Genomic DNA, 24,423 nt, shown 5'->3' on the forward strand with positions numbered 1-24,423 from the left:
ATCGAAACGTTTACCGTTCGTTATGAAACAAACCGAACCAGAAGTGACGCTGCTCATGGCCGAAGAACATGGCCTCAATGCCGAAGAGTACGGGAAAATTCTTTCCATTCTCGGAAGAACCCCGACGTTTACGGAGCTCGGCATTTTTTCGGTCATGTGGTCGGAGCATTGCAGTTACAAGAACTCGATCGCCGTCCTGAAAACCCTTCCGAGAGAAGGTGAGGCGCTGCTTACCGGCGCAGGCGAGGAAAATGCCGGACTTGTCGATATCGGTGACAATCTTGCCATAGCATTCAAGATAGAATCGCATAACCACCCGTCGGCTGTCGAACCTTATCAGGGTGCCGCAACCGGCGTAGGAGGCATTCATCGCGATATTTTCACCATGGGAGCCCGCCCGATAGCTTCACTGAATTCTCTGCGGTTCGGCTCCCCGAAAGATCCAAGGGTTCGCTATCTTGTTGACGGCGTGGTAAGGGGAATCGGCGACTACGGCAATTCGTTCGGCGTTCCCACCGTTGGCGGCGAGATTTATTTTGAGGATTGCTACACCGGAAATCCTCTGATTAACGCCATGTCGGTTGGCCTCGTCGAACACGACAAAACCGTAAGCGCTACAGCAAAAGGCGAAGGAAACCCCGTGCTGATCGCAGGCTCCGCTACCGGACGGGACGGCATTCATGGCGCGACCTTCGCTTCGGAGGACCTCAGCGAAGCCTCTGAAGACAAGCGCCCGAGCGTGCAGGTCGGCGATCCCTTCGCCGAAAAGCTTCTGCTCGAAGCCACTCTTGAAGCGATTGCAACCGGATATGTGGTTGGCCTGCAGGACATGGGGGCCGCCGGCCTTACCAGTTCGACCTCTGAAATGAGTGCAAGAGGCATTGAAAAAACCGGTTCCGGAGGCATAGAAATCGACCTCGATCTGGTGCCCATACGTGAAAGCGGCATGAGCGCTTATGAAATCATGCTCTCCGAATCCCAGGAACGCATGCTTGTGGTCGCCGAAAACGGATTCGAGGACCGGATTATCGATGTCTACCGTAAATGGGATGTTCAGGCGGTCGTGATCGGAAAAGTCACTTCCGACAACATGCTCAGAGTCAGACATCACGGAAGCGTTGTCGCGGAAATACCTGCCGAATCACTTGTGCTCGGCGGAGGAGCACCGGTCTATACGCGCGAAGCTGTCGAAAAGAAACCTGCCAATCCTGCAGCATCGCTCGTTGCTGATGACAATCTCGATCTTTCAGCTCTCGGCATCGCCCTGCTTTCCCGGCCAAGCATCGCCAGCAAGCAATGGGTCTACCGGCAGTACGACTCGATGGTGCAGACCAATACCGTCACGGATGTCGGCTCGTGCGATGCGGCGGTCATCCGCATCAAGGGATCGAAAAAAGGCATAGCCATGAAAACCGACTGCAACTCCCGCTATGTCTACCTGAACCCTCTCAAGGGCGGAAAAATCGCCGTTGCCGAATGCGCCCGAAACATCGCCTGTTCCGGAGCCCGCCCGCTGGCTATAACGAACTGCCTGAATTTCGGCAATCCATACAAACCGGAAGTTTACTTTCAGTTCAAAACATCGGTAGAGGGTATGGGCGAAGCCTGCAGGGTATTCAACACCCCTGTTACCGGAGGAAATGTCAGCTTTTACAATGAAACGTTCCTTGGCGGGGAACGCACGGCGATTTACCCGACTCCGACTATAGGCATGATCGGCCTGCTTGACGATATAGACTATCGCGTCGGATCGACTTTCCGCAATTCCGGCGACGCCATTCTCCTGCTTGGCGATCCGGAACTCTCCCTTGATGGATCGGAATACCTGGTCATGCAGTACGGCACTCCCGGACAGGATGCCCCTGACATTGACCTCGTTCACGAAAAAAACCTTCATGAACTGCTTGTCGGGCTGGCATCGAAAAAATTGCTGCAATCGGCTCATGATATCTCCGATGGCGGGCTTTTTACGGCGATCGTCGAAAAATCCGTGATGGAGAAAGGAAACTTGCTCGGCTTCGATATCGACATCGAAGATACTGCCAGCAACCCATTCCATATCCAGCAACAGCTCTTTTCGGAAGCGCAGGGTCGCGTGCTTGTGAGTATCGCTCCGGATTCCGCCCGGGAGGTCATAGCCGAAGCGGTCGGGTTAAATGTGCCCGTACGAGTTATCGGCAAGGTAGTTGACAGACGGGCAACCATTGCAATCAACGGCAGAACCGCAGTCTCGTTCACAACGGAGGAACTGGCCGACGCCTATTATCATGCCCTCGAACATGCCCTGCATCTTGATGAAGGGATGAGTACTCAGTGCTGAGTACTGAGGGGGATCAGATAATGTTATCAAGCTATCAAGCCATCCCATCAATGACAAAAGAGGAATAAATGCTTCCAGTAGTTACGGCAGCGGAAATGTCGAATGCCGACAAAGCGGCTGTCACCGGTCTCTCCATCGGCGAGAGCCGCCTTATGGAGCTTGCCGGAATGAGGGTCGCGGATTGTATAACAAACGATCTGCCAGGGATCGGCTTCGATAAAGATAACTGCTACCTTGTTGTATGCGGTAAAGGAAACAACGGCGGAGACGGATTCGTCGCTGCCCGTCATCTGCTCAATCGCGGTGCATCAGTCGATCTTGTATTGCTTTACCCGTCATCTGCGCTTTCCTCGACCAACAGCGGAGCGCTCTCTATTCTTGAAGCGTACCTGGAGCATACCGATACCCTGAGAATTTACCGCAGCGTTGCTGAAGCTCTCCCGTTCGTCATGGAGTCGCGCTACGACGCACTGATAGACGCGATACTCGGTACCGGCCTGAAAACAGACGGCCGGCATACAACTCTTGCAGATCCTGTCAGGGATGGTATAGCATTGCTGAACGCCCTCCGGGAGCAAAGCGGAGCACCCATTGCAGCCGTGGACGTTCCTTCCGGTCTCGATGCGACCTCCGGCATTGCGGCCAATCCCGCGGTAACCGCCGACTTGACCGTAACGATGGCATTCATGAAGACCGGTTTTTTCCTTAACGACGGCCCCCGCCTCTCCGGCGATGTCAGAACCGTCGAGATATCGATACCGGAATTCCTGCTCGATGAGCCTGTCTGCCGTCTTATCGACCGGGAGTATGCCGCAGAACACTATTGCCTCAGGGAAATCTCAGGGGCAAAACACACGAACGGAAAGGTTCTTGTGATTGCAGGTTCCCGATCCCCGCGTTCGTCCATGATCGGCGCCGCCCTGCTCTCGACAAAGGCCGCCGTGCATACCGGCGCAGGCTATGTCTGCGCATGCCTTCCTGAGGCCTCGATGAGCGTTATGCACACTGCCGTTCCCGAAGCGATTGTCGTGAATCAGGATATGGACAGCGTGCTTGAAAAAATCCGCTGGGCGGACGCTGTGCTCATAGGGTGCGGTCTCGGAAGAGAGAGCGGCACGAGTGAATTCATTCGGGAACTTCTCGGCAAACCCGAAATGAGCGCAAAAAAAATCATAATCGATGCCGATGCCCTTTATGCAATTGCCAAAACCGGTATGCTCCTGGAAAACCGGACACTTTCCAATGCCGTTCTGACTCCGCATTACGGCGAATTGAGCCGTCTTACAGGAATCCCGGCGGAAACGATCGCTGAAGATCCCATCAATATGGCGAGAGATTTCGCTGCTCAATACGGTGTGAACATACTGCTTAAAGGCAATCCAACCGTGCTTGCCGATCATGAAGGGCACCTGCTGCTTAACGATTCAGGCACCGAAGCGCTTTCGACCGCGGGATCCGGAGATATTCTTGCCGGAATGATTGCTGCACTGGCTGCAAAAGGTGCAGCGATTTTCGATGCCGCGGCAGCGGCCTCATGGTTTCACGGACGGGCAGGCGATCTTGCCGACGATGTATCGAGCCTTGTATCCGCCAGCGGCATTCTCGATGCCATACCGAAGGCCATACACGAGATTTTCGAACGCGAAGAGTGAGTTGAGGCTTCCAATCCTCAATCTGCGGGAACCGCACTACCCTCTCAAAAAAACAGCGTCTGATTTGATCAGCACAAGCTGAGCAACGCAGGCGCCATCCGTGCAAATCCGTGGGCAACTCTTCCTCTTCAATCCCCGTCTCCTTCCTGCCCAAAGCACGCAAGTTGAGCTGGAAAAGAACGTCCCCCCTTTCCCCTTCCGCCTCCTCTCTCCCGTCCGTGAAAATCCGCTCCCAATCAGCGGGAACCGCGCTCTTTCTCTTCATGGCGAGATAGCTCGATAGCAAGTAAGCACAACCCATAGCGCTTAACCCAATCATCCGTGTCAATCCGTGCAAATCCGTGGGCAACTCTTCCTCTTCAATCCCCTTCTCCTTCCTGCCCAAAGCACGCAAGTTGAGCTGGAAAAGAACGTCCCCTACTTTCTACTACTTTCTAAATTGAAACCGGAATAACAGGGTGAGGGGCGTTCAGGGTTCGTTGGTCTTCAGGAACTTTCTGATGTTGCGGGCTGCCTGCCGGATTCGTTCCTCGTTTTCGATCATGGCGATTCGCACATATTCGTCTCCGTAGGCGCCGAACCCGATTCCCGGACTTACGGCCACCTTCCCTTCTGTCAGCAGTTTCTTGCTGAACTCGAGACTGCCGAGGTGCCGGAGATGTTCGGGTATATGACCCCATACGAACATACTGGCCCGTGGCGGCAGAATCGGCCATCCGGCGTTTTCGAAACTGCGGATCATGACGTCGCGACGGCGTCGATAAACCTCGGTGATCTCCCGCACGCAACTCTGATCTTCGGTAAGAGCTATGGTCGATGCAACCTGAATAGGCGTAAAGGTACCGTAATCGAGCCAGCTCTTGATTTTTTCAAGAGCACCTATCAGTTTTGCGTTACCTACCATGAAACCCACCCTCCAGCCTGCCATGTTGTAGGTTTTCGAAAGCGTATAGCTTTCAACCGCGACATCTTTGGCTCCGGGCACCTGGAGTATCGATGGCGTTACATAGCCGTCGAACGTGATTTCCGCATAGGCTATGTCGCTGATGATATAAAACCGCTCTTTGCGTGCAAGTTCCACGAGCCGTTCGTAGAAAGGCAGATCGACCGTTGCAGTGGTAGGGTTGTTGGGAAAATTCACCACAAGGTATTTCGGTTTCGGCGAAGATTCCCTGAGGGCCGTTTCGATGTTGTTGAAAAACGCCTCTTCGTCAAGACGGTAATCGTCATGCATTTCCAGTTTAAGACGATGCACGTTGCCGCCGGCAAGAATGAATGCCTGTGAATGAATCGGGTAACATGGGTCGGGCACCATGGCCAGATCGCCGGGATTTGTGATGGCCTGTACCAGATGGACATACCCCTCCTTCGATCCCATGGTAGCCACCACCTCGCGATCGAGGTCGAGATCGACATTGTACTTGCTTCGGTACCAGCTTCCTACCGCGCCGCGGAGTTTGTATATGCCTTTCGATACGGAATATCCATGCGTCCTGGGCTTGTTGATGCTTTCGACCAGCTTGTCGACGATATGCTGTGGAGTTGGGCCATCCGGATTGCCCATGGAAAAATCGATAACGTCCTCCCCGGCTCTCCGTTCGGCCATTTTCAATTCGTTGACGGCAGCAAAAACGTATTTGGGAAGCCTCTTGATCTTGTCAAACTGAATTTCATCAAACATAATCGGATTCGTAATATGATTAACGCCCTGAAAACAGGGCGTTCTGCATTATCATAAACAAAAAGAGGCTTATATCCATGCCGTTCTCTCTTTATTTTTCAAGCTGAGATGCAGAGTGGAGACAATAAAAGGCGCCGTGAGGAACAGACATAAGATGACCATAATGAAATAAACGATAAAAGCGGCGGTTGCGTTGTTCAATGTGCAAGATAGCAGGTTTCCGAGACTGCAGCAACCGCTGCTGACCGCCAGTATGTGAACAGTTTCGTAAAAGGAAATATTCAACAGGTTATTTGGATAAAAGAATTATATCCCGTATCATTACATGTTTGTGTCGTTTTGAATCTCCGCTCCTTAACTCGCTTTAATTAGTAACCCGGTGTCAAAACACAACCTCTCCTCGAGTGATGCATACAAGCAGCAGCTGGTACGCATCACGGGCAACGACTACAACTGCTGTTACCAGTGCGGCAAATGCACCGCCGGATGTCCCGCCGGCGGGTTCATGGACAACACGCCAACGAAAATAATGCGTCTGGTCCAGGCGGGCTATCTTGAAGAAGCCATGCGAAGCAATGCTCTGTGGTACTGCATCGGTTGCCATACCTGCACGGCGAGATGTCCGCAGAACATGGATATCTCGGCAACCATGGACGCGCTACGGGAGCTTGCCATCAAGACCGGAATCGTCTCGGAAGATCGCTCGAAAAAACTCGTTACGGCATTCCATACATCGCTCCTGAACAACATCCGCAAGCATGGGCGCCTGCAGGAGCTCTCGCTTGTGAACAGCTACAAGCTGCGGACGCGCACCTTTCTGCAGGATGCCTCTTCAGGCATCAAAATGATCCGTGAAGGCAAAATCAACCCGATCGCTTCGCTCAGCGGCAAGGAAGGGGTTGTCGGAAAGGATCAGATCGAAAAGCTCTTTGCTCTCGCCGAAAAGGAGCTTCACGCTCCGGTTGCCGAAAGAAAGCCGATAAAAAAGAACTACGCACCTGAAAATGCCCCGACCATCAGGCCCGGGATGACCATCGGTTATTATCCGGGATGTTCGCTCGGCGGTACGGCAATGGAGTACGATATTTCGGTACGGAAAATGTGCGAGCTGCTTGATATCCGACTCGAAGAGGTTCCCGACTGGAACTGTTGCGGAGCAACCTCGGCGCATGCCACGAGCCACCGTCTCGCTCAGTTGCTTCCTGCGCGCAACCAGGCTCTTGCAGACGCTGCGGGAATGGATTTCGTGCTTGCTCCCTGCGCGGCGTGCCAGAACCGGCAGGTGATGACCCGCAGAACGATTCTCGAATCCAGTGAGTTTCGTGAGGAGGTAAAAACCGCCACAGGCATCGAACCGACCGGAAATGCGGTATTCATAGGGATAACGCAGCTTCTCGAAGGCTACGGCAGCGAAGAGCTCGCAAGACGCATCAAAAGGCCGCTTAAGGATCTTAACCTGGCATGTTACTACGGATGCCTTCTGGTCCGCCCCACGGAGGCCATGTGCTTCGACGACTCCGAAAACCCGCTCAAGATGGAGGCCATAGTTGAAACGCTCGGCGGCGAACCTGTAGAGTGGGCGTTCAAGATAGAATGCTGCGGCGCCGGCCTTACTCTTGCCCAGCAGGAGATGGTAGAGGATCTCGCGCATAAAATCGCAAGGAACGCTCAGGCTAACGGCGCCCAGGCATTCGTTGTGGCCTGTCCGCTCTGTCACGCCAACCTCGATATGCGCCAGGAGGGCATGAGGAAACGCTACGAAAATATCAGACCCATGCCGGTCTACTATATCTCCGAACTTGTTTCCGTGGCATGCGGCGCCGACCCTGTCGATGTCGCCGTAGGCAAGCACTTCGTTCCAGCTCTCGAACTGCTCAGCAATCTGTAGCCGGAGAATCCGATGCCTGAGTCTTCAGCACGACGGAAGGGTTCCGCCCTTCCGTTCGACCCGAACACGCTCTTGAGTGTATGAAAAAACAGAAATCCTGCCTTGTCCGAACAACCAGGCAGTTCGACGGTAACGCACGGCGACTTATCAAATCAATGCAAGCATGGCAAAAATAGGCGTTTTTATCTGTCACTGCGGCGAAAACATCGCTGCCAGAATCGATTGCGCCCGGCTGTTGTCGGCTATGGACGACCACCCCGGAGTATCGGTTTCGCTCGATTACAAATATTTCTGTTCCGACCCTGGCCAGGAGAACGTCAAGAAAGCCATCAGGGAAAACAATCTGACCGGCATCGTCGTTGCTGCCTGCTCCCCGAGGATGCATGAAGCCACCTTTCGCAAAGCGTGCGCAGAGGCAGGCCTGAACCCATACCTGTGTGAAATCGCCAACATCCGTGAACAATGTTCCTGGGTACACAGCGACAAGGAAAAAGCAACGGAAAAAGCCATCGACATAACCCGCTCGCTTATCGAAAAAGTGAAGCGCAACAACGAACTTCAGCCGATCGAGGTGCCTGTTACCAGAAAAGCTCTCGTTATCGGAGGAGGCATTGCCGGCATACAGGCGGCCCTCGATATTGCAAATGCAGGACAGGAGGTCGTACTTGTCGAACGGGAACCCTCGCTGGGCGGCCACATGGCGCAGCTTTCGGAGACCTTTCCGACGCTCGACTGTTCCCAGTGCATCATGACGCCAAGGATGGTCGAAGCCGCACAGCATCCTAAAATAGAACTGCTCACCTACTCCGAAATCGAACAGGTTGACGGGTTCATAGGAAATTTTACAGTAAAAATCCGCAAAAAAGCCCGTTACGTGGACATGAAAACCTGTACGGGCTGCGGCGATTGCATTCAGAAATGTCCCCAGAAGAAAATCAGCGACGAATTCGACTGCAATCTTGGCAAACGACCGGCAATTTACACGCCGTTTGCCCAGGCAGTACCGAATATTCCGGTTATTGACAAGGAAAACTGTACATATTTCAAAAACGGCAAGTGCAAGGTCTGTGCTAAAGCCTGTCCGATAGACTGCATCAACTTCGAGATGCAGGATGAATTCGTCGATATCGAAGTCGGCGCAATTGTGGTGGCAACCGGATTCCAGATCCAGAACACGGCCATGTACGGCGAGTATGGATACGGGAAGTATCCGGATGTGATCACCGGACTGCAGTTCGAACGGCTTGCCTCGGCAAGCGGGCCGACCGCAGGAAAAATCATGCGGCCATCGGACGGCAAGGAACCCGAAACCGTTGTCTTCATCCAGTGCGCGGGATCGAGGGACCCGTCGAAAGGCGTCAGGTACTGTTCAAAAATATGCTGCATGTACACTGCCAAGCATGCCATGCTTTACGCGCACAAGGTTCATGGAGGCAAAGCCCACATCTTCTATATGGATATCCGGGCTGCAGGCAAGGGTTACGACGAATTCACCCGACGGGCCATCGAGGAAGACGAAGCCTCCTACCTGCGCGGCCGGGTCAGCAAGGTATGGCAGGAAAACGGAAAGCTCATGGTGCGCGGCGTTGATACCCTGCTCGGCAAACCTGTGGAAATCGCAGCAGATATGGTGGTGCTTGCCACGGCAATCACTCCGCAGCCCGATGCGAAGGAGTTCGCCAAGGTTATCGGCATCGGATGCGACGAATACGGATTCTACAACGAAGCTCACCTCAAACTGAGGCCTGTCGAAACCGCGACTGCAGGCATCTATCTTGCCGGTGCCTGTCAGTCTCCGAAAGACATTCCCGACTCCGTTTCCCAGGCATCGGCCTGCGCCAGCAAGGTTATAGGGCTCTTCAGCCGCGACCGGCTCGAGCGCGAACCGGTTATCGCCATGAACAATGAGGCGATCTGTTCCGGCTGCTGGGGATGCGTTGTGGCATGCCCTTACGGGGCTATCGAGAAAAAAGATATTCTCAACCGGTCGGGCGAGCTTATAAAGCGGGTAGCGTTCGTCAATCCCGGGCTTTGCCAGGGATGCGGAACCTGCGTGACCTTCTGCCGCTCGAACAGCATCGACCTTGCGGGATTCACCGAAAAGCAGATTTTCGCCGAGGTTATGGGACTCTGAGGGTCCCTGACAGCATACGAACCATTAAACCGAAAACATGAACGAGCAATTCGAACCGAAAATCGTTGCGTTTGTCTGTACCTACTGCACATATGCCGGTGCCGATCTGGCCGGCACGAGTCGGCTGAAATATCCCCCGAACGTACGTATCGTGAGGCTTCCCTGTACGGGAAGGATCAGCCCGATGTTCATCCTCAAAGCATTGCAGAAAGGCGCCGACGGCGTGCTTGTCAGCGGCTGCCACCCTGGAGACTGCCATTTCACCAGCGGAAACTTCCATGCCCGACGCCGCTGGACAGTGTTCCGTGCGCTTCTGAATTTTACCGGAATACCGCTCGACCGGATCCGGTTTTCCTGGATCAGTGCGGCCGAAGGAGTCAAGTTCGCCGAACTTATCAGCAGCCTTACCGACGATATTCGTAAACTCGGCCCCTTCGAACAGTACAAGGCCATGATCCATGAAACCGAAACCCCGGTTTCACTTTAAATTTTTACCGGAACCAATGAGCATACAGGAACAGTACAGAAAAAAAGCCGCGGAACTGCTGTCGTCGGGAGAGGTGAAACTGGTGATCGGCTACGGCGCAGGAACCACTCCTGACAGACGAAGGCCCCTGTTCGTCCGTTCTGCCGACGAGACATCGAAGCTGCATCTCGATGCGGCATGCGAAGCCAATCTCTCGGGGTATCTGGTCTCCGAGGGACTCCTTGCCGACAAGAAGAAAGTGGGGATCTTCCTTGGCCCCGAAGGAATAAGGAGCGTGAACATTCTTGCGTCCGAATCGCAGCTCGATCCCGACCAGATTGTCATTATGGGGTTCAATCGGGAGGCGGAATCGGTCAGTGCCCTGGAAGGCAGCAACGTAAGGGACTTTCCGGCTATGCTTGCGGCGTTGAAAGAACAGGCGCCGGGAACCGGGGAGCAGGCGCTCGTCGAAAGGATCGAAAACATGACTCCGGAGGAACGGTTCACTTTCTGGCAGGCGGAATTCGAAAAGTGCATCAAGTGCTACGCCTGCCGTCAGGTCTGCCCGATGTGCTACTGCAGGCGCTGCATCGTCGACAACAACCAGCCGCAATGGGTTCAGACATCGTCCCATACTCTCGGCAATTTCGAATGGAATCTTGTCAGGGCATTTCATCTGTCCGGTCGTTGCGTCGAATGCGGAGGATGTGACCGGGCATGTCCCGTCAATATTCCGCTGCGACTTATCAACCGCAGAATGGCCATGGAGGTGCTTGACGCCTATGACCATTTTTCGGGCATGAGCCCTGACCAGGAAACCGTGCTGGCAAGTTTCAAGAAGGACGATCCCGAGACTTTCATCCTCTAAGTACATCGTATGATACAAATTCTTTTACGCGATAAACTCGATGACTGCATTACCAGGTGGCATGCCGCAGGGTATGACGTTATCGGCCCTCAGAAAAACAACAACGTTACCCGTTTCGCACCGGTCGAAAAAGCATCTGAACTCGATCTTGAGATCATCCTCCCGGACAGGACAGTCAAGGAGCTGTTTTTTCCCCAGACCGAACCGATGTTCCGCTACCGTATCGGTAAACAGACAATCGATACCGAAGAGTATCTCCCTCCCGGTCGAAAAAGGATCATTTTCGGTTCGAGGCCATGCGACGCCTCCGCTATGGCAATCGACGACCCCCTCTTCGGCTGGGATTATAAAGATGCCTACTGGTTCCAGCGCCGCAATGAAACCGTCATGGTGACGATTGCATGTACGGCATCTGACGATTTCTGCATGTGCACTTCCCTCAAGCTCGCACCCGACAGCACGCTTGGTTCGGACATCATGCTCCGGCCCGTAGCGGGGGGAAAAGGATGGCATGTGGAGCTGCTCAGCGAAAGGGGACGTGAAGCATTCGATCGCATCGAGGCCCTGCTCGACGATTCTGCCGCAGAGAAGGAACCGATTGCCAACGTCCCGAAAAGGTTCGATCTCGACGTCTGCCGCGAGTGGCTTGCAGACCCGGAAAACTTTGAAAGCCATTTCTGGAAGGAAATTTCGATACGATGCATCGGTTGCGGAACCTGCACATTCCTCTGCCCTACCTGTCACTGTTTCGACTTTCAGGACGAAGGCGATACCTACAGCGGAATCAGACGGAAAAACTGGGACAGCTGCTCGTTTGCCCTCTTTACCATGCACACATCGGGGCATAATCCCCGCTCGACCCAATCGTCGCGTTGGCGTCAGCGCATCATGCACAAATTCAACTATTTCCCCGGCAAGTTCAGCATGAACAGCTGCAGCGGATGCGGAAGATGCAGCCGACAGTGTCCGGTTGACATGGGTATTACAGAAACCTTGCAAGAGATAACAAAAGTAGCGAAGTGACAGAAAAATCAAACAACGGCAGGCAGAACATCTACAAACCGGCAATCATGAAAATCGTCGACAAGCGCGACGAGGCTCCCGGTGTGAAAACCTTGCGGCTCGAATTCCTCGATCCCCTCGATCACGAGATGTTCAAACAGCATTACCGTACCGGCATGTTCGGCCTTTACGGCATTTTCGGAGAGGGCGAGAGCACGTTCTGCGTGGCCAGCCCCGAAACGCGCAAGGAGTACATCGAATGTACCTTCCGGCAGTCAGGAAGAGTGACATCGTCGCTGGCCAATTCGGAAATAGGGGACCTTGTAACCTACCGCGGCCCCTATGGAAACCGGTTTCCCATCGAGGAGTTTTACGGAAAAAATCTGCTTTTCATTGCCGGAGGCATCGCTCTGCCTCCGACCCGAAGCGTGATCTGGTCATGCCTCGACCAGCGGGAGAAATTCGGAAAGGTGACCATCGTTTACGGAGCCAGAACCGTTGCCGATCTGGTATACAAGCATGAACTTGAAGAATGGCAGAACCGCAGCGACATCGATCTTGTGCTGACCGTCGATCCGGGCGGCGAATCTCCGGACTGGCAGCACCATGTCGGGTTCGTGCCAACCGTGCTCGAAGAAGCCGCTCCATCTCCGCACAACTGTGTCGCCGTACTGTGCGGACCTCCGATCATGATCAAGTTCACGCTGATCTCGCTGCAGAAACTCGGATTCAGGGAAGAAAACGTTTATACTACCCTCGAAAATCGCATGAAATGCGGCGTTGGCAAATGCGGACGGTGCAATGTGGGATCGGTCTACATCTGCAAGGAAGGCCCGGTCTTCACAGCAGCTGAAGTATCGAAAATGCCCCAGAGCGATCTGTAGGAGGCAGGCGTTTCATGATTTCGCTGTACGGCTGCTTTTTCACAAACGGATGTGCAGGCCACCCCCTGAAGGTTTCGGCGCAAGGTACTCGATCGAGCGTAAATGTATCATTTCGACGGGCATCTTCCTGTAACGCTCCCCTGTCGGGACGAGTTTTCCCTGTATCCGGTATCTGGCGCCTGGTTCCAGGCGCACCGTACCGAGTTCGGCGGGCGCAGGTATGCTGATTCCGTTTCGGGAAGCCGCAAAGTTCCTGAGTCTGGTATCCGGAAGAAAAACAAGTTCATAGGCGATACTGTCCTGAACGATGAAATTCCGGTTATCGAAATCGAGTCCCCGCTCCAGCGAAAAACCTTGAAACGACACTTCCATATCCAGGCTCCCTTCAACGGTTTTTCCGACAAACAAATCGCAACCGCCGAAAAGCAGCAGAAAAAAAAGGGTTGAAAACAGCAGAGAAATTCGCCTGTGCATGAGCATGAGTATAGTGATGTTCCCCAAGACGACGCATACCCCTGTCAATGTACGAAATATCAGGGTTAACCGCGCCTTACCGTACCCGATATTCAGAGAAGCCTGATACGAAAGAAACGGTCAGGTTGATGAAAATCCGGCTTTTCTGCAGATGCATGCCACCATGGAAACAATCCAAGGCGGCCGTTGCCGGTACTCGCACAACACTGCAGCGAAAGCACATTCCGATGGAGAAACGGCTCGACGAGCCGGTAAGAAACAGTCATGCCGAAACCGTCCCCGCCGCTGAAGCGTTCAAGGTGATCTTTCCAGGGATCGGGCGATAGTGCTGCTTCACCACAAACACGCTCTCTTTTCCGGCTGAATTCGATCGCCACCCAGTCGCCGGAGGGATCCATTTCGAACTCAAGATACCCGGTTCCGTCGCCTCCGTGACCAATGAAAAGCTCCGATACCGGACGCGTCCATAGTTCATCGACAAATTCTCCTGAAGCCATCCGGGATTCCGTATGCCGCAGTTCGCCGGATTTCGCAAGAGTGGTCCAGCGAAGAAACGGCTTCATCGGATTTCGGGCCGCATGATCGACAGACTGAAGCTGTTCAACCGATACGGCAATACAATCGGAATATGCGAAATCCTCCCCCCTGTATCCGCTGAGATGCCCCTGTATGAGCGTTCTCGGAAGCGGCGCATCCCGTGAAGCGTCAAAACCGTCCTCCCCCGGAAGCAGAAGCATGCCTGCCCAGGCTTTGCCGCAATCCTGTTCCGCCGGAACGGAGCTGACGCCGCATTCCGCAAGTTCCGAGGCTCCGAACAGTCCGGTACACTCGACTTCGAGCTCAAGATCGACGCCGGCGGAAAGAGAGGCTTCCCGGCGCATCCTGCCGGCAAGGAGAAGAATGTCCGACGAAGAGGCGTTCCCGGTGTTGAAAATGAAATTCGCATGATAGGTGCTGACCTCCGCGTCTCCGCTTTTCGTCCCTTTGAATCCCAGCTCTTCGAAAATACGTCCGCTTGGCCGACCGGCATCGTAATTATTCCTGAAAGTGGAGCCGCAGCTCGGAAAATCGAAATGGTGCAGTTTCCTGCGTTCCGATTCGTAGTGTTCCATCTCCGCCCTTATGGACTCCGGAGCTTTCTCTTCAGGAAAACGGAGCACCGTTGCGAGCACTATACTTTTCCGCCTCATCAACGATGTGCTTTTGTATCCGATAAACACCTCACTTGCCGGAAGCCACGAGATGCTGCCGTCAGCATCCATGACAACCACCGAGGAAACCACCATGGATATTTCGCCGCCGAAACAACGGGCGTTCATACGAACCGTACCGCCTATCCTGCCGGGAAGCCTGTAGAGCCACTCCCCTCCTGCCCGGGATCTGCGAAGCAGTTCCAGGGCGATTTCAGTATTTTCAACGCCGGCTTCACAGAAAAGCTCGCCGTGAGAAATCCAGAACATCCTGTTCATTCGTTCTGTAGACAGTACGATACCCGGAAACGGTTCATCGGAAAACAGCATGTTGCTGCCGCTGCCCATGACGGCAAGAGGCAGCCGTTGTTCATGATTCCACAACAGGAGATCTCCCGTTTGACGGACAGTTTCAGGCGTCGCGAAAAAGGCCGCGCGGCCTCCGATCCGGTAGTAACTTTTCTCACGGAGAGAAACATCTGTCTCGAATGGACAGGAAAGCGACAAGGCCGGCATCATGATCATACTTATTGGTTCATGGCAACTCCACTGTCCCTAACATAACGATACCCGGCATGTTTAGCAACCGGACCTCTCCATTCGCCAACGGCATTGCCCTCACGGGTTCCATTCACTTATCCCTATTGTTTTGTACATTACTTATACTTGTCGAAGCTCTCCGTAACGCTTCATCCCGACAGGTTTACCGCAAACCATAACCATCTTCAGCCATGGCAAAAAAAGCCTTATGCGTCGGCATCAACCGTTTCAGGCACTACCCTTCTGCAGCGCTGCAGGGATGCGTCAACGATGCCAAAGAGATGAAAAGCCTCCTGACGGGCCATTTCGGTTTCAGCAGAAACAGCGTGGCTACGCTGACTGACTCAAAAGCAACAAAAGCGAAAATCATGGCAAGGCTTCAGGCAATGGTCGATGGGGCCGTTGCCGGAAAATACGACTATCTTGTTTTCAGCTTTTCAAGCCATGGCACTCAGGTGCCCGATACCGGAGGAGATGAACCGGATATGGCCGACGAGGCGTTCTGCCCCTACGATCTTGCTCAGGATGGCGGCAAATGGCATCCTGACCACATCATTACCGACGATGAACTGAATGCTCTTTTTTCTTCGGTACCCGAACACGTTACCCTTGAAGTCTTTCTCGACACCTGCCACAGCGGTACCGGCATCAGGGCAATCGATCTCCTGATCGACCGGAAACCGCGTTATCTGCCTCCTCCCTCGCTCGAAGCATTCCTGCAGATCGAGCCGCTCAAACCCAGAAGCCTCGCCAATCTGCAACTGAAAAAAGCGACGCTCCGTCATGTTCTCTGGGCAGGGTGCAGGGACGATCAGACAAGCGCAGACGCTTTTATAGAAAATGGCTGGCACGGAGCGTTCACCTACTATCTCTGCCGGATAATCCGATCCTCCGCCAACAGACTCACACGGCAGCAACTGCTCGGGAACATCAGGGAATCACTGAAATCGGCTCGCTATACGCAGATTCCGCAACTTGAATGCGACGATGCGAGAAAATCAGCCGTTATCGGAACGTAAGGGCTCGCCGATGTTTTTTTCTTATTTTTTCTCTATCTTGTGAGCCTCCTGCGGCAACACTGCGGGATGGGGATCAATAAGGTTTTTTCAACTTTTTCATATAAAACTCCATGTCTGACAATAACAGCCGCAGAGTCAACTTCGCACTCGTCAGAATCAGCACCGAACAGATCTCGCTCTCACCGGAAAACGTCGAAGATAACAAACCGGTTAAAATCAATGCGGGACTGAACTTCGGTATAGACAACGACAAAAAGCTTCTGAAGGTGCTTTTCAAAAACGTTTTTCTTCAGGAAGAAACGCCGTTCATCACTATTGAAACCGGCTGCATCTATGCCATCGATCCCGAATCATGGAAACTGTTCACCAATGAGGAAAAAGGCATCTTCATCCTCCCGAAAAACTTCGCAGGACATCTTGCGACTCTGACGGCAAGCACGGCAAGGGGCATTCTACACAACGCCACGGAAAACACCCCGCTCAACAGGTTTTTCATTCCGGCGAACAACATCGACGAGATGATCAGGGAACACGTAGCGCTCCCGCTGAGCCCGATTGTCAGGAGTTAGGAGTCGGGGAAAGGGGGAAAGTAGGGGACGTTGTTTTCTTGCTCAAGTAGCGTACTTTGGGGGAGACCGGAGGCAGGAGTCAGGAGAGTGGGGATGATATTTTCACTTCAGGTACCTGAATGTCCGTGTTCGTCAGTGACAGAACGCTGTACAGGCTTGCCGAACAGGTGCTTTGTGACCGGCTTCGTGTGATGTCCTGAACGGAAGAATCCGGAGAGTTTTAAAGCCCCGGAAATTTCGGGGCTTATTTATTGTCAAGACCTGTCCGACTCCCCTGCTCGATCTTTTCATCCAACGCAAAAAGCCGCATCCTGTTGATGCGGCTTTTTTTTGTGGTGGGGACAGGACTTGAACCTGCAACCTTCGGGTTATGAGCCCGACGAGCTACCAATTGCTCCACCCCACGATGTTTGTGCTCTTAATGTACGGATAAAATCGGTTTCTGCAAATATATTTTTCACTTATTGTATCTGACTTCCATTTATCGCCTCCATAGACGGCTCAAGCACGAACAGTCGGCCTTCAGCGCCTTCCACTGCAAGAATCATTCCCTGCGAAACCTCTCCGCGCAGGGTGCGTTCCGCAAGATTGGCGACAAGGACGACCTGCCTGCCGGTCAGCTCTTCCGGCGAGTAATGCTCTGCGATACCGGCCAGCACCTGCCGTGTCTCCGAACCGACCTTTAGCTGCAGCTTCAGCAGTTTTGCCGCCTTTTTCACCTTCTCGGCACTGATTACGGTAGCCGAACGAAGATCCACCTTCTGAAAATCGTCGAAACTGATGACCGGCTTGAAAACGGTTCGCTCCACAGCCGCACCGGCTTCCCGTTTTTCGGCTTCGGCAAGCAGTTTTTCGATTTTTTTCAGTTCCGGCTCGATATCGGCCTCTTCGATTTTTGTGAAAAGAATCTCCGAGCTGCCTTTCAGCTTGTGGCCTTTGATAAGACCCGGCATCTTTGCCTGATCCCAGATGGAATCGCCTTGCTTGATGAGATCGCCGATCCGGCCTTCAAAACCGAGCATTGAATGAATTCGATTACAGGTATCCGGAATAATCGGATAGAACAGAATCGAAAGAGAACGGCAGAGATTAAGAGCGGTGGACATAATACGGGCCGCCGCATCCCGATCGGATTTGATTACCTTCCATGGTTCGTTCTGTGTAAGAAATCGATTGGCGGCACGGGCAATATCCATTGTGCAGGATACAGCTTCGCGAAAATGGAACTGTTCATAATTCAGCGCGATATCATCAATCTGATCGTCGAGGAAAACAGTATTGAGCGACTCCTTGCTATAATCCCAGGGCACAACGCCATCGAACCGTGCGAGCGTGAAATCTATCGAACGCTTGACGAAATTGCCGAGCGTATCGGCAAGTTCGCCGTTCGTCCGGTTCTGAAAATCCGTCCAGCTGAAATCGGTATCCTTGTTTTCGGGATAGTTCATGGCAATGCTGTAACGCAGGGCATCTGCAGGAAATTTTTCAAGGAACTCCCCGAGATAGACCGCATAGTTCCGCGATTTCGAGAATTTCCGACCCTCGAAGTTCATGAACTCCGATGCCGGAACGTTATCGGCCAGATTGTATATGCCTTCCTGGCGACCCTCGTTCCACGCCATGAGAATGGCAGGAAACATGAGCGTATGAAACACGACGTTATCCTTGCCGATGAAATGCACGACTCTGGATTCCGGATCCTGCCAGTACGACCGCCAGAGATCCTCGTCGCCACGCATGGCTGCCCACTCGCGGGTAAAGGAGATATAGCCGAGCACCGCGTCGAACCAGACGTAAAGCACCTTCCCCTCCGCTTCAGGATCCATGATCGGCAGTTCGATTCCCCAACTTAGGTCCCGGGTGATGGCCCTGTCGTTCAGCCCCTGTTTGAGCCATGTGCGGGTATAATTCACAACGTTAGGTCGCCACACACCATACTGCCTGTTTTCGAAGTCCCCGGGAGAGAATTTCTGCAGGTCATGCGCATCAACATAGGCTTCAAGGGCATTCTGGAACCGTCCGAGCGGAAAATACCAGTGCATGGTTTCGCGCAGCTCGGGAGTGGCGTCCGAAAGCTTGCTTTTCGGGTTCAGAAGCTCCGTAGGGCTCAGATGCGTACCGCACTGTTCGCACTGGTCGCCGTTCGCCTCCTGATTGCCGCAGATGGGACACGTTCCGGTTACGTAACGGTCTGAAAGAAAACGGCCGGCAGTTGCGTCATAAAACTGCTGTTCGGTCTTTCTGTTGAAAATCTTCTTGTTTTCGATTTCAAGGAAAAACTCCCTGGCGGTTTGATGATGTGCCGAAGATGAGGTTCTGCCATAGTAATCGAAGGAAATGCCGCACTTTTCGAACGCATCCCTATTCATCCTGTGATAGCGATCGACAACATCCTGGGGAGAAATCCCCTCCTTTTCGGCAGTAATGGTAATGGGTACCCCGTGTTCATCGGAACCGCCGATGTGTATGATATCCTCTCCTTTCATCCTTTTGTACCTGACATAGATGTCCGCAGGCAGATAGACTCCTGCAAGATGACCGAGATGAACGGGTCCGTTCGCGTATGGAAGAGCTGTAGTGACGAGAGTTCTGGCAATATGCTGCGTCATGAGTAAGAAGCAATGGACATAAAGCTGCTATCCGGAGAATCACTTGCAAGCAGAGAGAATCCGGGTTCCAGCCATGATGGTTACTGATTGTAAGGCTTATTTTTTCGGTTCCATGTTGCGGAATTTATCGAAAGGAACTCTCCTTTTCTGGTCGGTACTGATATAACGCAGGAAAACGAGTTTTTTCTGCATATCGACGCTTTCAACAACAGCTTCGCCCGAGGGAGTGGCAATCCGGCTGCCGGGCCTGGGAACCGAAACCGGAAGAGAAGAGCCGCAGCCCTGGGACTTATCGTGCTTCGAATAGCCAAGACAGCATTTCGGCCGATTACAGATTCCCGTAATATTGAAGGCATGGCTGTCGTTGCCGTTGCCGTTGCTGTCGGGAAACTGCGACTTTTCGGCAAAAGGGTTGGCATGAATTTTAGGCAGCCAGCTGGAGCAGCAGAGCAGGCAACCGCAGGGCCCGAACGAGTTCGCTCGACGGGCCTCTTCCCTTGTGGTAATCTGCACCATCTGGATTCGGGCTTTGAACTCGCCGGCAAGATCGCGCACAAGAGAACGGAAATCAACCCGATGGGCCGAAGTATAATAAACAGAAAGCTTCTGCTGATCCATTCGCAACTCGACATCCACCAGTTTCATGTCGAGATTGTGTTTTTTGACCTTTCCAAGACAGATGTCCCGAATTTCCTGTTTTCTTCCTTTGAGCTCCGAAATAACCTGCATGTCAGCTTCATCCGCCTGCCGAATGATGTCAAGACGCTCGGCACCCGGTTTATCGAGACCTTTCAGCTTCAGTTTCTTCATTGCGATAAGACCTGTCGAATAAACGAGGCCATAATCGTACCCCCCATCGCTTGCCACAATCACCTGCTGGCCGACCGCCAGGGGAAACTCCTGGGGATTGTCAAAAAACTCCCTGCGACATCCCTGAAGCTCGACTTCGCAGATATGCCGGATCTCTTCTGAAATCGCTTCCTCGTCCTTGCCATATATCTCTTCCATCTCGCTGTGCAGCATCTGCGATAACCGCAACCTGACTTTTGCGTTGTCGCCGAGCAGACAACTGCAGATAACATTACTCATACCATCGTGTTATTTTTCATTAAACGAGCGATATCGACTACTTGCGTAAACCGGGGCAAAAACGCTTATCTGACGATGCCGAGCATATCCCGATATCTCTCAACCCTTTTGTCTATCGATTCGGTCCCCTGAACAAGAATCGTGGCATTTTCCAGAGAACGCGCCATAACCGATGCTTTCAGGCTTTCGAGATGTCGTTCCGTCTCCTCTTGCATCATCGAGGTCAGTTCCCCTGACGAACGCGATTGACCCGGATTCATCAGGAAAGGAGCTCTGAACGACAGAAAAAGTTCCGGCTTCTGTTCTTCAAGATATTCAATCCTGCTGACAACTGAAACAAGGTAAACAGGGCGGTTTTTCTGAAGAACGCGGGAAACGATGCCAGCCGTTCCTTTGTAGAAAAAAAGCGGTCGTTCGTCGATATGAACAATCCTGCCCTGCGGAAAAATCCAGAGAGCATTCTGCCGGTCTGATGGCTGCAGCAACAGTTCCGCCGCATAATCAAGCGTCTGCAGCGCGCTTCTCGCGTTTGAGCGGTCAATAGAAAACGCGCCGATACGAGTGAAAAAGCGGTGCTGGTTCAGCTGCGGGTATTCGATGATGATATGAAGATTCTGGCGGAAAAACCTTTCAGTGCAGAGCTGCGACCAGAAACCGTCCCACCAGTAAGCGTGATTGCAATAAAAAATCACGGGAAAACCGATCTCCATTTCAGGCGTCTGCGGGTCCATAAAGACCCGCAACGTATTGAAATATCGCCTGAACTGCCTGCGCGAATACCATCCGAACCATAAGGTATAGAATCGGCTCCGGCGAACTCTGAGCATCGACTGTGCTTACCGGAAAGCTTTCTTTATGCGGTTCACAGCCTCTTCGAGCGAAGAGATCGAAGCTGCATACGAAAGCCGCAGGTTCTCGGGAGCGCCGAAAGCATCGCCGGGAACCGTTGCGACGAAATGCTCCTTCAGCAGGTATTCGGCAACATCAGCAGAATCGTTCATGACCGTTCCGTTGAAGCTTTTGCCGAGCACGCCGCTGATCGAGGGAAATATGTAAAATGCGCCCTGGGGCAAAGCAGTCCGGAACCCCGGAATACTGTTGATGGCTTCATACATATAGTCGCGGCGACGCTCGAATTCGAGCCGCCGCTCCTCAACGATGCCCTGATCCCCCATAAGCGCTGCCACGGCTGCTTTCTGCGCGATAGCATTGGGATTCGACGTGGTCTGCGACTGGATTTTGTCACAGGCATCGATCAGCCATTTCGGACCGGCAAGATAACCGATGCGCCATCCTGTCATGGAATAGGTTTTCGATACGCCGTTGCTCACGATCACCCACTCCTTCATTTCAGGAATACGGGCCGGAGAGAACGGACGGACATCTCCGTAAACGATCATATCGTACATTTCATCGGACACGACAAAAATGTTGCGACCCTCGAGCACCTTCATCAGCCCGCGTACCTCGGACTCGCTGTAGACCGCGCCGGTAGGGTTGGAAGGAGAGTTCAGCACCAGGATTTTCGTTTTCGGCGTTATGGCCGCTTCAAGCTGTGCCGGCGTGATCTTGTATTCCGCCTCTATGGTAGTATCGACGATTACCGGTTCGGCGCCTGCAAGACGGACCATCTCGGGAAAACTGACCCAGTAAGGCGCAGGCACGATAACTTCATCGCCCTCCTGGCAAAGCGCAAGAAATGTATTGGCAAGTGTCTGCTTGCCCCCATTGCTGACGATTATCTGGTTCTCCTGGAATTCAAGCCCGTTATCGCGACGGAATTTTTCGAGAATGGCTTTTTTCAGTTCGGGAATACCCGAGTTGGCCGTATAGCGGGTAAACCCGGCATTGATGGCATCGATACCCGCCTTATTGACATGGTCGGGAGTCGGGAAATCGGGCTCTCCGGCCGAAAGGCTGACAATATCCTTTCCTTCAGCTTTCATTTTATTCGCCAGAGCGGTGATGCGCATGGTCTGCGACTCCTGCATGCTCAAGACGCGGCGGGTCAGATGGATCTCTCCGGGAACTGTTGACGTAGACATGGTATATATGATTTACTTTTTATTCATTTTTGATTCTTCGAGTTTCCGGTGCAGCATATCGAGAACGAAAGGATGGACAAATTTCGACACATCGCCGTCAAGCATCGCCACCTCCCTGATAATAGACGATGCCACATAGGTATATTTCACATTCGGCATCAGAAACACGGTGGTCACTTCGGGATAGAGGTGACGGTTCAGAAGGGACATCTGGAATTCGTACTCGAAATCCTTGACCTGTCGTACACCCCGAACGATGGCTCTCGCTCCCTGCTGACGGGCATAATCGGCAAGAAGTCCGTCATGCAGCACCTCGACGCTGACGGAGGAATATTCCTCTACCACCCTGCTGATCATGTCGAACCGTTCATCAACACTGAACAGGGACTGTTTCCTGCTGTTTTCCGCTATGACAACGACAACCTCTGCGAAAATATTCAGAGCGCGCTCGAGAACATCGAGATGCCCGTTGGTGAAAGGGTCGAACGTTCCGGGATAAATAGCTTTCTGCGTCATTGGCGATCCTGTTGATGCTTGAAAAAGGTGACCCTGGTCATTCCATAATCCTTATGCATCAGGTAATACGGTGATTCCTGAAACTGCATGGCTGCGCTGTGTTCAATAAGAAGCATCCCCTCGTCGGCAAGTCTGGACGATCCTGCAATACGCTCTATCAGAAGTTCGTAATCGGGCCAGGTGTAAGGTGGATCGCAGAAGACAAGATCGAAACGCTCCCTGTTACGATCGATAAAAGCCGGAACATCGGAGTTCACGATACAGACCTGCTCCGACACCCCGAGACGCTGTGCGGTCGTCCGCATGGATTTCAGAGCCTCGCTGTGGCAATCGACAAAATATACAAAGCCTGCGCCGCGACTGAGCGCCTCGAAGCCCATATTGCCGAATCCTGCAAACAGGTCGAGCACAACGATATCATCGAAATCCATTCTGGCCAGAAGGGTATCGAAAAGCGACTTTTTCACCCGGCTGCTGCATGGGCGGATATCTCGTGACGATGTGCTTGTGATTTTCTGGCCCCGGTATCTTCCGGCAATAATCTGCACTATCCGGTTCCTATACCCCGAAATCGCCGAAAGGCGTATCGCCAAGAATGGCAAGAGCCTTTTCGGCATCATCCTTTGAAGGCGGCTTTCCATGCCAGTTGGAGCCATCCGCCATTGATCCCTCGAAGAAAGGAACGCCTTTGCCCATCAGGGTCGAAGCAAGCACTACCGATGGTTTCGAGCGGTTTTCAACCGTAAGGATACCCTCCATCGTTGCAATGAAATCCTCGATAGAGTTACCGTCGCAACTGTAGACATTCCAGCCGAAAGCCCGCCATTTGTCGGCAAACGGTTCGATATTCATTATCTTGTCAACCTCGCCGTCGATCTGCTGGTTATTGTAATCGACAATGCCGATCAGGTTGCCGAGACCGTAATGCGCAGCGCACATCGCCGCCTCCCATATCTGTCCTTCCTGGCACTCACCGTCGCCCATCAGACAGAAAATCCTGTTGGTGCGACCATCTATACGGTGCCCGAGGGCAGCCCCAACGGCCGCCGACAGCCCCTGACCGAGTGAACCCGATGCGATCCTGATGCCCGGCAGTTTTGCCTCGGAAGTAGGGTGTCCCTGCAGGTAAGAGTTGAGCTGACGGAGAGATTTCAATTCGCCGAGCGGAAAATAACCGGCTCTTGCAAGCACGCTGTACCATACCGGAGCGATATGGCCATTCGAAAGGAATACAGCATCCTCATCGTCGTGTTCCCAGAAACCGTGCGGATTATGACGGATAACCCTGAAATACAAGGCAGTGAAAATGTCAGCCATGCCGAGCGAACCACCGGTATGGCCGGAATTGGCCAGGGCAAGCATTCTGACGACGTCCCTGCGTACCTGCCGGGCCATGGTTTTAAGATCGTCTACAGAGGCGAGCTCGAGCAGCTCGCCTTTCCTGTCTGCCGGATAAAGTGCTAAATCATGTGCCATT

The 24,423-nt window shown here is 53.0% G+C and carries 20 protein-coding genes and 1 tRNA gene; 10 read left to right on the forward strand and 11 right to left on the reverse strand.

All coding sequences use genetic code 11. The features are described from left to right. Positions 1 to 22 precede the first annotated feature (22 nt). Both purL and K4305_RS11465 read left to right on the forward strand, forming a co-directional pair. Entirely contained in the window at positions 23 to 2,320 is a 2,298-nt protein-coding gene (gene purL, locus K4305_RS11460) for a phosphoribosylformylglycinamidine synthase subunit PurL (RefSeq protein WP_331562597.1), read from the forward strand. A 68-nt stretch (positions 2,321 to 2,388) separates the two neighbouring features. Continuing rightward, positions 2,389 to 3,972 carry an NAD(P)H-hydrate dehydratase gene (locus tag K4305_RS11465; protein ID WP_331562598.1) on the forward strand — a complete coding sequence of 528 codons (1,584 nt, stop codon included), beginning with the start codon at positions 2,389 to 2,391 and terminating at the stop codon, positions 3,970 to 3,972. Positions 3,973 to 4,441: 469 nt separating this feature from the next. Here K4305_RS11465 and K4305_RS11470 read toward each other — a convergent pair whose 3' ends face one another. Beyond that, complete coding sequence (locus K4305_RS11470; protein WP_331562599.1) at positions 4,442 to 5,653, reverse strand: LL-diaminopimelate aminotransferase; 1,212 nt, start codon at positions 5,651 to 5,653, stop codon at positions 4,442 to 4,444. Between the two features lie 379 nt (positions 5,654 to 6,032). Between K4305_RS11470 and K4305_RS11475 the strand changes: the two genes are divergently transcribed. The 6 genes from K4305_RS11475 (at position 6,033) to K4305_RS11500 (ending at position 12,895) form a co-directional block, all read left to right on the forward strand. Then, positions 6,033 to 7,541: a heterodisulfide reductase-related iron-sulfur binding cluster gene (locus tag K4305_RS11475; protein WP_331562601.1), complete on the forward strand. Its 1,509-nt coding sequence runs from the start codon at positions 6,033 to 6,035 to the stop codon at positions 7,539 to 7,541. Between the two features lie 163 nt (positions 7,542 to 7,704). Continuing rightward, positions 7,705 to 9,675 carry a CoB--CoM heterodisulfide reductase iron-sulfur subunit A family protein gene (locus K4305_RS11480; protein ID WP_331562602.1) on the forward strand — a complete coding sequence of 657 codons (1,971 nt, stop codon included), beginning with the start codon at positions 7,705 to 7,707 and terminating at the stop codon, positions 9,673 to 9,675. 37 nt (positions 9,676 to 9,712) lie between these two features. Further along, complete coding sequence (locus K4305_RS11485; protein WP_331562604.1) at positions 9,713 to 10,162, forward strand: hydrogenase iron-sulfur subunit; 450 nt, start codon at positions 9,713 to 9,715, stop codon at positions 10,160 to 10,162. Between the two features lie 16 nt (positions 10,163 to 10,178). Beyond that, the gene (locus K4305_RS11490; protein WP_331562605.1) at positions 10,179 to 11,009 is read left to right on the forward strand and encodes a 4Fe-4S dicluster domain-containing protein; all 831 of its coding nucleotides are present in this window, start codon (positions 10,179 to 10,181) and stop codon (positions 11,007 to 11,009) included. Between the two features lie 9 nt (positions 11,010 to 11,018). Further along, a complete protein-coding gene (locus K4305_RS11495) occupies positions 11,019 to 12,032 on the forward strand; it encodes a 4Fe-4S dicluster domain-containing protein (protein WP_331562606.1) in 1,014 nt (337 codons plus the stop codon). A gap of 47 nt (positions 12,033 to 12,079) precedes the next feature. After that, positions 12,080 to 12,895 (forward strand): FAD/NAD(P)-binding protein, encoded by an 816-nt coding sequence (locus K4305_RS11500; protein WP_331562733.1) that lies wholly within the window; start codon positions 12,080 to 12,082, stop codon positions 12,893 to 12,895. Between the two features lie 39 nt (positions 12,896 to 12,934). On the opposite strand, the gene K4305_RS11505 is transcribed toward K4305_RS11500, so the two are convergent. Next, positions 12,935 to 13,375: a hypothetical protein gene (locus K4305_RS11505; protein ID WP_331562607.1), complete on the reverse strand. Its 441-nt coding sequence runs from the start codon at positions 13,373 to 13,375 to the stop codon at positions 12,935 to 12,937. A gap of 86 nt (positions 13,376 to 13,461) precedes the next feature. Then, positions 13,462 to 15,084 carry a UDP-N-acetylmuramate dehydrogenase gene (gene murB, locus K4305_RS11510; protein ID WP_331562608.1) on the reverse strand — a complete coding sequence of 541 codons (1,623 nt, stop codon included), beginning with the start codon at positions 15,082 to 15,084 and terminating at the stop codon, positions 13,462 to 13,464. Positions 15,085 to 15,290: 206 nt separating this feature from the next. Between murB and K4305_RS11515 the strand changes: the two genes are divergently transcribed. Then, entirely contained in the window at positions 15,291 to 16,118 is an 828-nt protein-coding gene (locus tag K4305_RS11515) for a caspase family protein (protein ID WP_331562609.1), read from the forward strand. Positions 16,119 to 16,228: 110 nt separating this feature from the next. After that, a complete protein-coding gene (locus tag K4305_RS11520; protein ID WP_331562610.1) occupies positions 16,229 to 16,687 on the forward strand; it encodes a hypothetical protein in 459 nt (152 codons plus the stop codon). A 333-nt stretch (positions 16,688 to 17,020) separates the two neighbouring features. Here the strand turns inward: K4305_RS11520 and K4305_RS11525 are convergent. The 8 genes from K4305_RS11525 to K4305_RS11560 form a co-directional block, all read right to left on the reverse strand. After that, positions 17,021 to 17,093 (reverse strand) — tRNA-Met (locus K4305_RS11525). A gap of 55 nt (positions 17,094 to 17,148) precedes the next feature. Then, complete coding sequence (metG, locus tag K4305_RS11530) at positions 17,149 to 19,296, reverse strand: methionine--tRNA ligase (protein WP_331562612.1); 2,148 nt, start codon at positions 19,294 to 19,296, stop codon at positions 17,149 to 17,151. A 96-nt stretch (positions 19,297 to 19,392) separates the two neighbouring features. Then, the gene (locus K4305_RS11535; protein WP_331562614.1) at positions 19,393 to 20,385 is read right to left on the reverse strand and encodes a PSP1 domain-containing protein; all 993 of its coding nucleotides are present in this window, start codon (positions 20,383 to 20,385) and stop codon (positions 19,393 to 19,395) included. A gap of 65 nt (positions 20,386 to 20,450) precedes the next feature. Further along, positions 20,451 to 21,212, reverse strand: a complete 762-nt coding sequence (locus K4305_RS11540; protein WP_331562615.1) for a lysophospholipid acyltransferase family protein — start codon at positions 21,210 to 21,212, stop codon at positions 20,451 to 20,453. 9 nt (positions 21,213 to 21,221) lie between these two features. Then, positions 21,222 to 22,430, reverse strand: coding sequence for a pyridoxal phosphate-dependent aminotransferase (locus K4305_RS11545; protein ID WP_331562616.1), 1,209 nt, complete (start codon positions 22,428 to 22,430; stop codon positions 21,222 to 21,224). A 12-nt stretch (positions 22,431 to 22,442) separates the two neighbouring features. Beyond that, positions 22,443 to 22,946 (reverse strand): pantetheine-phosphate adenylyltransferase, encoded by a 504-nt coding sequence (gene coaD / locus K4305_RS11550; protein ID WP_331562617.1) that lies wholly within the window; start codon positions 22,944 to 22,946, stop codon positions 22,443 to 22,445. Continuing rightward, the gene (gene rsmD / locus K4305_RS11555; protein ID WP_331562734.1) at positions 22,943 to 23,494 is read right to left on the reverse strand and encodes a 16S rRNA (guanine(966)-N(2))-methyltransferase RsmD; all 552 of its coding nucleotides are present in this window, start codon (positions 23,492 to 23,494) and stop codon (positions 22,943 to 22,945) included. The genes coaD and rsmD overlap by 4 nt, the downstream gene beginning before the upstream one ends. A gap of 10 nt (positions 23,495 to 23,504) precedes the next feature. Beyond that, positions 23,505 to 24,422, reverse strand: a complete 918-nt coding sequence (locus K4305_RS11560; RefSeq protein ID WP_331562618.1) for a transketolase — start codon at positions 24,420 to 24,422, stop codon at positions 23,505 to 23,507. Position 24,423 lies beyond the last annotated feature (1 nt).

The sequence above is a fragment of the Chlorobium sp. genome, assembly GCF_036528655.1.
Taxonomy (GTDB): domain Bacteria; phylum Bacteroidota; class Chlorobiia; order Chlorobiales; family Chlorobiaceae; genus Chlorobium.

Excerpts from the sequence above, each read along its gene's own strand:
- purL (WP_331562597.1), top strand. The coding sequence starts at position 23 with ATGAAACAAACCGAACCAGAAGTGACGCTGCTCATGGCCGAAGAACAT.
- K4305_RS11465 (WP_331562598.1), top strand. The coding sequence starts at position 2,389 with ATGCTTCCAGTAGTTACGGCAGCGGAAATGTCGAATGCCGACAAAGCG.
- K4305_RS11470 (WP_331562599.1), bottom strand. The coding sequence starts at position 5,653 with ATGTTTGATGAAATTCAGTTTGACAAGATCAAGAGGCTTCCCAAATAC.
- K4305_RS11480 (WP_331562602.1), top strand. The coding sequence starts at position 7,705 with ATGGCAAAAATAGGCGTTTTTATCTGTCACTGCGGCGAAAACATCGCT.
- K4305_RS11485 (WP_331562604.1), top strand. The coding sequence starts at position 9,713 with ATGAACGAGCAATTCGAACCGAAAATCGTTGCGTTTGTCTGTACCTAC.
- K4305_RS11490 (WP_331562605.1), top strand. The coding sequence starts at position 10,179 with ATGAGCATACAGGAACAGTACAGAAAAAAAGCCGCGGAACTGCTGTCG.
- K4305_RS11495 (WP_331562606.1), top strand. The coding sequence starts at position 11,019 with ATGATACAAATTCTTTTACGCGATAAACTCGATGACTGCATTACCAGG.
- K4305_RS11500 (WP_331562733.1), top strand. The coding sequence starts at position 12,080 with ATGAAAATCGTCGACAAGCGCGACGAGGCTCCCGGTGTGAAAACCTTG.
- K4305_RS11505 (WP_331562607.1), bottom strand. The coding sequence starts at position 13,375 with ATGCTCATGCACAGGCGAATTTCTCTGCTGTTTTCAACCCTTTTTTTT.
- murB (WP_331562608.1), bottom strand. The coding sequence starts at position 15,084 with ATGATCATGATGCCGGCCTTGTCGCTTTCCTGTCCATTCGAGACAGAT.
- K4305_RS11515 (WP_331562609.1), top strand. The coding sequence starts at position 15,291 with ATGGCAAAAAAAGCCTTATGCGTCGGCATCAACCGTTTCAGGCACTAC.
- K4305_RS11520 (WP_331562610.1), top strand. The coding sequence starts at position 16,229 with ATGTCTGACAATAACAGCCGCAGAGTCAACTTCGCACTCGTCAGAATC.
- metG (WP_331562612.1), bottom strand. The coding sequence starts at position 19,296 with ATGACGCAGCATATTGCCAGAACTCTCGTCACTACAGCTCTTCCATAC.
- K4305_RS11535 (WP_331562614.1), bottom strand. The coding sequence starts at position 20,385 with ATGAGTAATGTTATCTGCAGTTGTCTGCTCGGCGACAACGCAAAAGTC.
- K4305_RS11540 (WP_331562615.1), bottom strand. The coding sequence starts at position 21,212 with ATGCTCAGAGTTCGCCGGAGCCGATTCTATACCTTATGGTTCGGATGG.
- K4305_RS11545 (WP_331562616.1), bottom strand. The coding sequence starts at position 22,430 with ATGTCTACGTCAACAGTTCCCGGAGAGATCCATCTGACCCGCCGCGTC.
- coaD (WP_331562617.1), bottom strand. The coding sequence starts at position 22,946 with ATGACGCAGAAAGCTATTTATCCCGGAACGTTCGACCCTTTCACCAAC.
- K4305_RS11560 (WP_331562618.1), bottom strand. The coding sequence starts at position 24,422 with ATGGCACATGATTTAGCACTTTATCCGGCAGACAGGAAAGGCGAGCTG.